Source organism: Arthrospira sp. PCC 8006 (assembly GCF_046480465.1).
GTDB classification, from domain to species: domain Bacteria; phylum Cyanobacteriota; class Cyanobacteriia; order Cyanobacteriales; family Microcoleaceae; genus Limnospira; species Limnospira platensis.
On record NZ_PKGG01000006.1, the window covers coordinates 1 to 11731 of the forward strand.

An 11731-nucleotide genomic window follows, 5' to 3' on the forward strand; every position below is an offset into this window, starting at 1 on the left:
ACCNAGAAGCCAAGGCGNAAAGGATGAATANAAGAAYNTTCAATTATTACATCGCCATTGTCACGACGATAAAACAGCTCTTGATGAAGAGATGATGCTGTACTCTTAACAAGGAGACGGTCAAACTAGGAGCCGTATGAGGTGAAAGTCTCAAGTACGGTTTTGAATGGGAGGGGTAGACCGTGAGGTCTATCTCGACCCCTAATTAATCTCCTAATACAAGATAATTATCTTGATTATCAGGGTCTGACAGTGCTTTGATAGTGATACCGTCTTCGGTTACAAATGGTTTAGTTAGATTAACGGCCGCAGCTATTTGAGTTGGCCTCAGTCCGTAGATTACTGCCATACCCGTCACCCATAACCAGCTATGCCTTGTTGATTGATGTTGAGGGTTTTTAATGGTATAGGCTTCTTGTTTGGTGTTAAACCACCAATCCTTAAATACATCAACAGCTATCCGTTGTTTCTTTATGAATTGCGTTTGTTTGGGGTTAATAGGTTCAAGCTGTTTAAGCCAGTGTTCTTTGTTAGGTGATTTCTTAGCTATGGCTTTTAAGATGTAGTAACGTTCCTTGAAAGTTTTGGAGCCTATTAATCGCTCTCCATTCTGCAAGGGAATATATAGCATAGCCTTGAAACTCTCCCAGCTAGGATATTCATCCCAGTTAGGGAACAACCTGAAATATACTCCTTTAGTAGACTCGTAAGACGCTAAGTCGCTAGCGATATCGCGGGAACGCGGTCTTCCTGTGTTGCGGTTGTAACCCGCAAAATACTCATCCTCAATTTGTTTAAAGATGTCCCGGTAAGTTATCAGATTATCCTCAATCTGGTTCTTTCCTAAGATAGTCGCATCGTACCAATCCCAGAACTCACTAGCGCTGCTGATAGTTCCCAGGGCTTCAGATACCAACTTAGCTTTCTTAACGCAGTCTATCACCCCTTCTGGAGTACACTCAAGGTTAGCCGTTTTGGGTAGTCGTTTTCCGGTAGGTGGCTGCTTAAACTGCAATAGCAAATTATACTTAGTCCCGGACTTTTGTAACTTGAGTGTCACTCCTTTGGGACATTCCCCCTTAAACTCCTGATAGGCTTTCAAGAATCTAGCATAGCCCCCCTCATAGTTACCCTTTCCCCCTACTGTAGGGGTATTGATATCGTTACTCATTTTTTACTCACTTGTTATCCTGCTATGGTTTTGAGTAACACCTAAGTAACGGTAGAATAGGGGTTACAGCTTATGGGTTAGGAAACTCTCCGTGGTGGTGGACTTGGGCGTTGGGGAGGCTACCATCTCCATATATTCACAGTTGGGTAGTGAGAATCAATATATAAATCATCTGTATTTTCACGCAATTAAATCAGCCAGTAATTTCACTAATAAAAATGTTCCCTCTTTACAGAAACTTTACCGTAATTCCACTCACTGCGGTAGCAACCTTTACATAAACCCAGTTATGTTGAGAATGCAAAGGATGAAAAAAAAGTTAGCGGGGTTTGGGTTATGAAATTTAATTATACCAAAACATTAGTCGGAAGTGCGATCGCTGCCACCTGCATGATTGCCGCCACTGCCACCACCGCCACTGCTGGACAGTTTCACAATGGCTGGAACTATGCAATTGATGCCATTGGCGACGGTTCCGGTGGTGCCCAATATGATATCTACGGTATGGCAACCATGGAAACCTCCGATACTATATGGGTTGCCTTAACTGGTGGTACACCATTGGCGGGAGTTAACACTAGAGATGCCAGAAGTGGTGTAATTGGTTGGGGTGACTTGTTCTTCAATTTCACCGGAGATGATTTCCTCACCGCCAGCCAAAATAACGCTCTCTTTGGTGTGCGTTTTGCCGAAACTAATGATTCTGGCGCATCCCAGTTAGGTGTCTATAGTGATGTTCGCGCTCAAAGTGTGACTAGCATTAATAACGGATACAACAGCCTGCAACACTACTACAACTCTGGGTATTATCGCGAGAACACCATGGGTACTGACATCGCCACCAGACAGGAGGCTTACGACTATTTCGGTCAAAGAACTTCTATCGATAACGTGATCGCCTCTGGTAAGTGGGTTGGTGGTATTAATATGCACTCCCAACAGGAGTTGTTAAATGCTGGCTTAGATTTTGGTCACTTTAACCAAGCGGGAACCCATACCTTTGGTTTCAGCTTCGATAAGTCTTTGATTGGTAGTGGTGACTATTTAGCCAGCCTATTCCTAGAATGTGGTAATGATGGTGTAGCCTTGGCGGGGGCCTCTGTCCCTGAACCCGGTACTCTTGCTGGTTTAGCTTTGCTGGGTGTGACTTTCATGGGTAGCAAAGTCCGCAAGGGTCAAAAAGCCTAATCAATGTCAAAATTAAATGGAGTGCGAAATCGAGTGCGATCGCCATTGAAGCCCCTCGCCCTTTTTGGGAGAGGGGTTTGACGTGAGAAGTCTCAGATCAGATTTAGTCGATCGCATCGGGTTCATTTTCAGGTAAGGTTTGTAACTGGGCGATCGCTTTCTCCAGTAACTCAGCGATGGCTAACCGATATTTTGCCTTGTTCACTGAGATTAACTGAAAATTAATGCACCACGTTGATTGGCTAATTGTCCTAGTTTACCTAATCTTGACCATGGCGATGGGACTCTACCTGTCGCGGAAAGGGTCCAAAAGTTTGGCGGATTTCTTTGTTTCTGGCCGATCGCTTCCTTGGTGGTTAGCTGGTATCAGTATGGCTGCTACTACCTTTTCCATCGATACCCCCCTCTATATTACCGGAGTTGTCGCTAACCGGGGAATTGCCGGAAACTGGGAATGGTGGACTTTTGGCATCTCCCACGTGATTATGATCTACATTTTTGCCAAAATGTGGCGGCGATCGGAAGTTCTCACGGATGCGGAATTGACAGAATTACGCTATGGCGGTGATATGGGCGCAATTTTGCGGGGCGTGAAGGCGTTTATTTTTGCCATCCCCATGAATTGTATTGCGATCGGTTATGCCATGTTAGCCATGGTTAAAGTAGTTGATGCTTTGGAAATTTGGCAAAGTTTGGGCATTGAGGCGGGAGACAATAACCTTAAACTTTTTAGTGTGGTTGGGGTCAGTATTTTTGTATTGATTTATGCCGGTTTGGCTGGACTTTGGGGAGTGGTAGCCACGGACTTTTTCCAGTTTTTTCTGGCATTATTCGGGGCGATAATTGTCGCATATTTTGCCCTGGGAAGTGTCGGGGGGATTCATTCCCTAGTTGAACAGGTGCCGATCGCTTATCCTGACCAAGATATTTTGTCTCTACTTCCCGTTAATTTTGGTGGCGGCGAGGGTTGGATTAGTTTTAGTAAAACGGCGGGAATTACCGCCAGTACATTTTTTGCTTATATCTTTCTTCAGTGGTGGTCTTGGCGACGCAGTGACGGCGGCGGGGAATTTGTCCAACGATTTGCAGCCGCCAAAAATGAGGCCGACGCAGAAAAGGCGGCTTGGACTTTTAATATTATGCACTATGTAATCAGAACCTGGCCTTGGATTTTGGTGGCTTTGGCTTCTGTGGTGCTTTATCCTGATTTGGCTGATAAGGAATTAGGCTATCCTAAGTTAATGTTAGACTTCCTCCCCGTGGGAATTTTGGGGATGGTGGTTGCTTCYTTATTGGCGGCGTTTATGAGTACGGTTTCCACCTCGATTAATTGGGGTGCATCGTTTATTACCAATGACCTCTATTTGCGCTTTGTCAAGCCCACAGCCACTCAAACTGAGTTGGTATTGGTGGGGAGGTTATCATCCGTTTTAGTGACCGTTTTAGGGGCGATAGCTGCCTTTTTAGCCACCGATGTAGCCACAGTTTTTCGCCTGGTGATTGCCATTGGTACCGGGTCGGGTTTAGTGTTGATATTGCGGTGGTTTTGGTGGCGGGTAAATGCGGCRGCGGAATTAAGTGCGATCGTGGGTAGTTTCTTGGTGGGAATGGTCACGAGTCTTTCCCCTTGGTTCAAAATTGAAGACTTTGGTTGGCGGATTATTTTTATTACCATTAGCGTCACTTGTTTATGGGTAATTGTGTTATTATTCACCCCCCCAGAGTCGGAAACTACCCTAGAAACATTTTATCAAAAAGTGCGACCAGGCGGACCAGGTTGGAGTCGGGAAAGGATGAAAACTGGTTTATTTCCTGCCCAGGATTTAGGCTTAGATTTACAACGGGTTTTAGCCTCTATATTTTTATTGCTGGGGTTACTATTGGCGACGGGAGGATTTCTACTCCTACAACAGGCGATCGCTTGGATATCACTAATTGTGGCGGTTGTCGGTGGTGTCTGGTTACGACATTTATCAAAGCTGAAAATTCAACCGACACCTAGACCGGGATTAGATGATCAAATTTAAACTCAGGGCTAGTAATGGTGTTATACGCCTATAAATGACTGCTATAATAATGCTGATCAAATATGGCAGTTATAATTCTCATGAGTGCAAATTCTACCAATACCGGAGCCGATGCTATTGATGTGGCGATCGCCCAAGGAACCGATTTTGATGGGAGTCCCATTCCCCCGGAAAAGCTGGAACTATATCATAAAGTGATGGCTTTGGAAGGACAGCGCCAACGCAGTGGGGTTAGTAATACTATGCGATCGCGTATCGTCCGCATTGGAGCCAAACATATCGCCCAGTCGGAACTAAACCAGATGCTAGAAGCGGCAGGTTTTGCACCCCTAAAAGATAAAGAAATCGAGTTTTATTATAACAAATAACCCTCGGATTTGTTGGCGGCTCATTTCTAATCGCCATGGCTTGACCATTAAATATCCGGTTGGGCTATGGCGATATTAACTGAATCTTTAATTATGCCATATTCCAGAACTTTTGTGAATGGGTCAAACCGATGAAAATTCAATCGATTAACTTGCAGTATTTTAAAAAATTTCGGAACCTGGTGTTAGATTTTACGGACTCGGAAACCGGATTAGCAAAAGATTTGATTGTTTTGATCGGAATAAATGGTGCTGGCAAAACCAGCATTTTACAAGCTCTAGCAGCAACTTTAGGGATGGCAACGGGTCGGATCAATCACTTTCATGACTTAAAATGGCTGGGATTTAACTATGAATTATTAGGGAGTAATTGGGGAAAGTTTGAGCCAGGGGTTGCCGTGAAAGTACAATTTTCATCTCAGGAAATTAAGGCGATTCAAGAGTTTTATCAAAATCTGGAAGGCTCTGGTTATTCTCATGCTCCGGCTCAAGAAAATGTGGTAACTATTAAATGGCGAGATGGACGAGTTCAGGCTGAGACAGCGGCTGAACTTTTTCAATTTAAGGGTAGAGAATATGCCAGAAAATTGGTACGTTCCCACGGATTTAATGTCTTCGAGCGAGTGGGTACAGTGCTGTGGTACACAGAACAAAGAACTTCAACTAGCTTGACTACTGAAGATCCAGATAAAACAGTTGAAATTACCGATGATATTCTGCGTGATCGTTTATCTAAGTGGCGACAGTTTCATCAAGATATTGAATCGGGTAAAATCAAAAATTTACGACCAGGACAAAGAGATTTATATGGAGATCTCGAACGTGCTTATCAAGCTATTTTTCCCGAACGGAGTTTTGAGGGTCCTGTGCTACGAGAGGGAGTAGATGACATTTTAAGTGAGCCTTGGTTTTACCTGTATGATGGTAAGAATCAGTACGAAATTTCGGAAATGTCGGGAGGAGAGCGATCGACTTTTCCCATGTTGGTAGATTTTGCTAGTTGGAATATTCATAATTCAGTGATTTTAATTGATGAAATTGAACTGCATTTACATCCGCCTATGCAACAAGCATTACTGAGATCTTTGCCGAAACTTGGGAAAAACAATCAATTTATAATTACTACTCATTCTGATTATATAGAGCAGCTAGTCCCCGATGCACATATTATCAGAGTCGAGATATAGTTATGAGTGTAATTAGTGGTGGAAAAACTATTTTTTGCGAGGGGAAGGAAAGCAGCTTAGATTATCGTTTCCTCAATCGATTAGTTGAGGATATATCAGGCGATCGCCCCACGATTGTACCCACGGGTGGAAAGTTTGGATTTTCCATCTTTGCACAGGCTTACTTCGGACAAAATCAAACCACAAATCCACCATATATATATTGTCTTTCGCGATCGGGATTTTGATCAGCAACCGACTCCCCAGACCCAACTGCTTTCACTGCGCCATAAAAGGGGTAAAGTATCGGCATACTTGACTTACAGATCTTGTCTGGAAAATTATCTATTGAATGCAGATTTAATTGATAAATATTGGCAGGAAAAGTATCAGGAAAAAATAGAAAATCCTTCCTCAAAATGGAGTTATAATAACTCACCGGGAATAGATAACATTTCCGAATGGATTGAAACCAGTGCTAGAAATATACAAGATTATCAAGCTGTGCGATGGTCTTTAGGTGAGTTATTAGCTGGTAGTAGCGCCCGCGAAACACTGAAAACAACCTGGACAGGAGGCAGTGGCACTCTTCCGAATTCATTAGTTTTACAGGAGTGTAAAATTAGTGCCTTAGAAATGATTAACAAATTTCGACAAGCTGTTGATACAGTGACATCGGAGCATTTGGAAATATATCTGACAAATTATCAAGAAAAATTTAGTGATGAAGAATTTTGGAATCGCCAGCAATACTTAATTTGGTTTCACGGAAAAGATCTGATCAAACAAATGCAGAGACAGGAGAATAGATACCCTCCTTTAAAACAATTTTTAGATTGGGGAATTACTAGAATAAATATTAATCAATATCCTGATCTATTGGAGTTGAAAAATAAAATTGAGTCCCTTTAGTTGGAAGTGGCGATCGCCTTTTAATTGACAATCGCCTAAACTGCTGCGAGGTTATGGAAACTCCCGGTTAAACTACTTACAATTAACGTTGGGGAGTCATTTTAACTAACTGGATAAATTCGGATCGATAGCCGTGTAAATCAACTCCTTTGGATGATTCTGCTAATTGTAAGACTTGTTGAAAACTGGAATTTCCACGATATTGGGAGTTTCTTAACAGCATCCCAAACTCAGCCACAGCCGCCGCAAATCTGAAATTATCCGAGGTTTGATTCAGGGGAAGACTACGGTTAATTATGGGTTGTTCAATTAACCGGGATGCCGTCTCTGTTGGGGGTTTATAACGTAGTTTCAACCTCATTAATTCATTGCTATTATAGGCTTCTGAACTGACGACATTTTGCTGATAAGTTAACTGATCCACCGCCGGTAAATTTACATCTGATTCTACACCAACGGGGATAATTTCATAAAGGGCTGTTACGGAATGTCCCGCCCCAATTTCTCCCGCATCTTTGGTGTCATCATGAAAGTCCTGATTTTCCAGGCGGCGATTTTCATAGCCAATTAACCGATAGGCTTGGACTTGGGCGGGGTTAAACTCTACTTGAATTTTCACATCTTGAGCGATGGTAAATAGTGTTCCGGTTAATTCGGTAGACATCACTTTTTTGGCTTCCATTAGGTTGTCTATATAGGCATAGTTACCATTGCCATGATTCGATAGTTTCTCCATTTTGGAGTCTTTATAGTTCCCCATACCGAAGCCTAACACGGTTAAATAAATACCGCGATCGCGATAAGATTCAATCAACCGCACCAATTCCGCATCACTGGATACACCCACATTAAAATCGCCATCAGTAGCCAGAATTACCCGATTATTTTTGCCTTCACTTAGCATCCTGGTTGCTAACTCATAGGCTAATTTAATACCTTCACCGCCAGCGGTTGAACCTTGGGCTTGTAAGCCATCTATGGCGGCGATAATTTTCTGTTTTTCATTACCAGGGGTAGGAGGTAAAACTACACCAGCCGCCCCCGCATAAACAGCGATCGCCACAGTATCCTGTTCGCTGAGTTGGTCAACTAATAACTTAAATCCTTCCTTCAATAGGGGTAGTCTATTGGGCTGATTCATCGAACCAGATACATCCAATAAAAATACCAAATTACTAGGGGGTAATTCTTCGATCGCTAAAGTTTTACCCTGTAACCCAATATGAACTAATTGATGTTGCGGGTTCCAAGGGGCTGAGGATACTTCTGTGGTAACTGAAAAGGGTTCTTCGCCTTGGGGTTGAGGATAATCGTAGGAAAAATAATTAATCAATTCCTCAATTCGGACTGCATCAATGGGCGGACGTTGACGCTGGTTAATAAAGCGGCGTATATTACTATAGGATGCTGTATCAACATCAATCGAGAAAGTAGACAGAGGATTAGCTGCTACTAATTGAAAGTTATTTTCGGCAATTAAATCATAGGTTTCTGTGTTGGGAATTTCGGCCTCAAATTCTAAGGCTATTGGTGGCGGTGCCGCTGGTGTTAAGCCTGCATCTAAATGGGTTTCCCCTACGGGAGGGGTAGCTAACTCCCGTGGAGGAGACTGTAAGGATCTATTATAGGCATCATCACAGCAGGCAATTAGCAATACTGGTATCAAGCTAATTCCGACTAGCCAAGGTGAAGATTTGCGAGTAATCATTTTGCTGTCATCCTCACTAATTATTAGAGGTTGATAATCAGGCTTAAACCAGCATTACCTAGGGAATTTCACCAGTCAAGGACGAGGAACAGAAGTGGGATTTAGGAGAAACATGGCTCCTTGTTTAGCAATTTCCTCAGATAGATGAATTTGTTTAATGCTGACTAAACCTTCCTGAACGAACATATCCCGCAGCATAGCTTTTTCCCCACTATTAAAAACCTTCTCATAGTAGACTTCCTTAATCCCTGTGGAAATAATCAATTTCAGGCAATAAATACAGGGTTCTAGGGTGACATAAATACTGGCACCAGCGCAGCAAATACCATGTTTGGCGGCTTGAGCGATCGCATTAGCTTCAGCATGAACCGCCCGCGAAGGTAGGGTTTGACTAGCATCACAACTACTAAGTCCAGGATAACAAAAACCCTGGGTAGTACAGTGAACCGAACCGGAGGGGGAACCATTATAACCAGTTGCGAGAATTTGCCTATCTTTGACAATTACCGCCCCCACTGGGAAAGCCAAACAGGTTGATCGGGTGGCTGCTAGTTTAGCAAACATCAAAAAATACTCATCCCAGCTAGGTCTGATGGGGGGTTGGTAATTAGGTGCGATATCTTCCATAACATTAAACCCCGAAACCTGTCGATCCAAATCCATTATAACCCCTAAAGGTTGAATTGAGTTGTTCTACGGCTTCAACTTCAACCCGTACAATTGGCGAGATCACCATCTGGGCGATTTTCATGCCTATTTGTACTTGGAATGAGGTATTGCCATGATTAATCAAGATCACGCCAATTTCTCCCCGATATCCGCCGTCAATAGTTCCGGGACTATTTAAGACTGTGATTTGGTGTTTGAGGGCTAAACCGCTGCGAGGACGGACTTGGGCTTCGGTGTTGGGGGGAAGAGCGATCGCAATTCCGGTGCGGACTAAATGACTTTTACCGGGGGGAATTTCTATATTTTCAACTGAGAATAAATCCAGCCCGGCATCATCTTCATGGGCATATTGAGGCAAAATTGCTGATGGTTTTAGTTGCTGAACTTGGAGTTTCATGATGGCTATATTTTCCGAGAGTTTAAGTGATTTTTTCCCCAAGTCTTGGGGGTGTTGATTTTACCGGATTAATTAGGGGGCGAGTCGGCTTTTACCGAGGCGATTTTTTTGATACCATTGGGCAATAGCTGGAGTCCATTCTTGGACATGGGGCCACATCAAATCACAGAGTTTTTGGATTTCGAGTTGAGCGTCTTTTTTATAGCGCAAATCCAGAAAATGTAGAAGCGATCGCAGATTGAAACTAACCACAAAATGCTGTCGGTAGTCAAAGGGAATTTTTCCCCTGGCGTGTTCTTCTGACAAACCATTATCTAAATCGGCTTTATAGCGTTTTGCTGCTTCTAAACACCAGTCCAAATCGGCTTGTCGCTGTTGAGGGGAATAATAGTATTTTTTCCCTTGGCGATCGCTATAGTATCCGACCGGACGCAAATAAAAGATATCTTCCAAGTCTTTTTTGTTTTCGGCAAGTTCGAGGATCTGATTTCCTGTGTACCGATAAGAATTGTGAACCACAATCCCATTAGCCACGAAATTATGCCAGGGTCCATCAACCTCCAGATCATAAGTCATTTGTTTTCCAATATATTCGATTTGAGTGACTTTGACCGGATGTGCTTTTAAACTTTTAACTTCTCCTTTGGGTTGGTAAAACTTAGCCAATTCAGGATTTTGATTGGGCTGATTCAAGTGTGCCACTCCCCCCAGCCGAGGATTTACCCAGAAACTTTTAGGGGTATAAATAGCATCATTTCTCCAAACTCCATTACACATCAACTGACAATTTTGGGTGGTCGCCAAAACTTGGTGATTTTCGTCAACTATCAAACCCAAAGCATCGCCCATGGTCTGCCAACCTGCACTGGTTAAGAGACGGTGATTTACGGTACAATCTAGGGTTTTTCCATCGGCAAGGGTCAGCCGATAGACGGGTTGCAAACCACTACACATCACATTATTGACATGACCGATTTGGAAAGTTCCGGTTTCCTCATTCAGAACTCGCAGGGACATTTTCTGAATCCGTTTCTTCCCATGGCGGCGGTATTCTCCGGGTGGTTGGTTGTGGCGATCGATAATTTTGCGAGTCCGAATCGCTTTTTCTCCATTTTCCCAAACATCATATAAATCGGCAATTTTTATTTTTCTCAAACTCCCACTGGCTTGAATAAAGGTGACTTCTGTATCACCGGCTAAACATTGGACATCGAAGGAAATTCCCACGCGATGAGTACGTGCTTGCTGCATCACACTATGGGGAAAATAGCCACAGTTAAATGTGATGCTAGGATGTTCTAAGGGGCCGTAGTGTCCACGCTCCCCTGCTAGTAGACGCTTAACAATTATCTCCCCCGCTTCCAATTCTGACGGCCAATGGCTTCTACCATCAAAAACAAACTTGTCTGTATAGTCCTGGTGCATCGCTGCATAAATTACCTGTTGCGGGTTGTGGGTTTTAGCGATGACTTCAACTCGGAACCGATCCATTATGATTAAAAAAAACGCCTCTATCTATTAAACCCTAGAATGGCAACTATGCAGTTATCAAAACGATTTACCCAGGCTGTGACCTACGCGACAGAATTACACGCTAATCAGGTTCGCAAGGGGTCTGGGGTTCCCTATGTGGCGCATTTGTTGGGGGTGGCGAGTTTGGCTTTAGAATATGGGGCTGATGAGGATGAAGCGATCGCCGCCTTACTTCATGATGCGATCGAAGACCAAGGGGGAGTGGAGACGGAAAAAGAAATCCGGCGCAAATTTGGCGATCGGGTCACAGAAATTGTCAAAGGCTGTACAGATAACCATCAGACTCCATCACCACCTTGGCGGGAACGTAAACAGGCTTATATTGCACATATTCCCACGGCTTCGGCTTCTGTGCAGTTAGTGTCTGCTTGCGACAAACTTTACAACGCCCGTTCGATTTTAAAGGATTATCGAGAAATTGGAGATAAGTTATGGGATCGCTTTAGTGGGAAGCGGGACGGCACGCTGTGGTATTATCGATCTTTAATAACTGCTTTTGGTACTGGGGGACTAACGCCCTTGGTAGATGAATTAGATCGGGTGGTTTCAGAACTTGAACGGCTAGTTAAAGCAAATTAAACCCTAATTTACT

General features: G+C 43.4%; 12 protein-coding genes and 1 pseudogene. 8 read left to right on the forward strand and 5 right to left on the reverse strand.

Going from position 1 to position 11731, the window contains the following annotated elements; all coding sequences use genetic code 11:
- The coding region (locus B9T16_RS01825) for an HNH endonuclease (protein ID WP_410244012.1) at positions 1–109 on the forward strand (109 nt) is incomplete at its 5' end.
- A gap of 99 nt (positions 110–208) precedes the next feature.
- Here B9T16_RS01825 and B9T16_RS01830 read toward each other — a convergent pair.
- Positions 209–1171 (reverse strand): annotated as a pseudogene (locus tag B9T16_RS01830) (recombinase); the annotation flags it as partial.
- 336 nt (positions 1172–1507) lie between these two features.
- Here B9T16_RS01830 and B9T16_RS01835 point away from each other — a divergent pair.
- From B9T16_RS01835 to B9T16_RS01860, 6 genes are all read left to right on the forward strand, one after another.
- Complete coding sequence (locus B9T16_RS01835; RefSeq protein ID WP_410243991.1) at positions 1508–2359, forward strand: PEP-CTERM sorting domain-containing protein; 852 nt, start codon at positions 1508–1510, stop codon at positions 2357–2359.
- Between the two features lie 224 nt (positions 2360–2583).
- On the forward strand, positions 2584–4386 hold the full coding sequence (locus tag B9T16_RS01840) for a sodium:solute symporter family protein (protein ID WP_006620202.1): 1803 nt from the start codon (positions 2584–2586) through the stop codon (positions 4384–4386).
- Between the two features lie 80 nt (positions 4387–4466).
- Positions 4467–4754: a DUF4090 family protein gene (locus B9T16_RS01845; RefSeq protein ID WP_006620203.1), complete on the forward strand. Its 288-nt coding sequence runs from the start codon at positions 4467–4469 to the stop codon at positions 4752–4754.
- Between the two features lie 131 nt (positions 4755–4885).
- The gene (locus B9T16_RS01850) at positions 4886–5941 is read left to right on the forward strand and encodes an AAA family ATPase (RefSeq protein ID WP_006620204.1); all 1056 of its coding nucleotides are present in this window, start codon (positions 4886–4888) and stop codon (positions 5939–5941) included.
- Between the two features lie 2 nt (positions 5942–5943).
- A complete protein-coding gene (locus B9T16_RS01855; protein WP_014277423.1) occupies positions 5944–6168 on the forward strand; it encodes a hypothetical protein in 225 nt (74 codons plus the stop codon).
- Positions 6169–6268: 100 nt separating this feature from the next.
- On the forward strand, positions 6269–6832 hold the full coding sequence (locus B9T16_RS01860; protein WP_231852046.1) for a hypothetical protein: 564 nt from the start codon (positions 6269–6271) through the stop codon (positions 6830–6832).
- A gap of 82 nt (positions 6833–6914) precedes the next feature.
- Here the strand turns inward: B9T16_RS01860 and B9T16_RS01865 are convergent, their stop codons facing one another.
- From B9T16_RS01865 to B9T16_RS01880, 4 genes are all read right to left on the reverse strand, one after another.
- Entirely contained in the window at positions 6915–8540 is a 1626-nt protein-coding gene (locus tag B9T16_RS01865) for a vWA domain-containing protein (RefSeq protein ID WP_410243992.1), read from the reverse strand.
- 75 nt (positions 8541–8615) lie between these two features.
- Positions 8616–9203, reverse strand: a complete 588-nt coding sequence (locus B9T16_RS01870) for a deoxycytidylate deaminase (protein ID WP_317270585.1) — start codon at positions 9201–9203, stop codon at positions 8616–8618.
- On the reverse strand, positions 9172–9606 hold the full coding sequence (gene dut / locus B9T16_RS01875; RefSeq protein ID WP_317270584.1) for a dUTP diphosphatase: 435 nt from the start codon (positions 9604–9606) through the stop codon (positions 9172–9174). Before dut ends, B9T16_RS01870 begins: the two co-directional genes overlap by 32 nt.
- Before the next feature lie 72 nt (positions 9607–9678).
- Positions 9679–11097, reverse strand: a complete 1419-nt coding sequence (locus B9T16_RS01880) for an FAD-dependent thymidylate synthase (RefSeq protein ID WP_410243993.1) — start codon at positions 11095–11097, stop codon at positions 9679–9681.
- A 48-nt stretch (positions 11098–11145) separates the two neighbouring features.
- Between B9T16_RS01880 and B9T16_RS01885 the strand changes: the two genes are divergently transcribed.
- Complete coding sequence (locus B9T16_RS01885) at positions 11146–11718, forward strand: HD domain-containing protein (RefSeq protein WP_410243994.1); 573 nt, start codon at positions 11146–11148, stop codon at positions 11716–11718.
- Positions 11719–11731 lie beyond the last annotated feature (13 nt).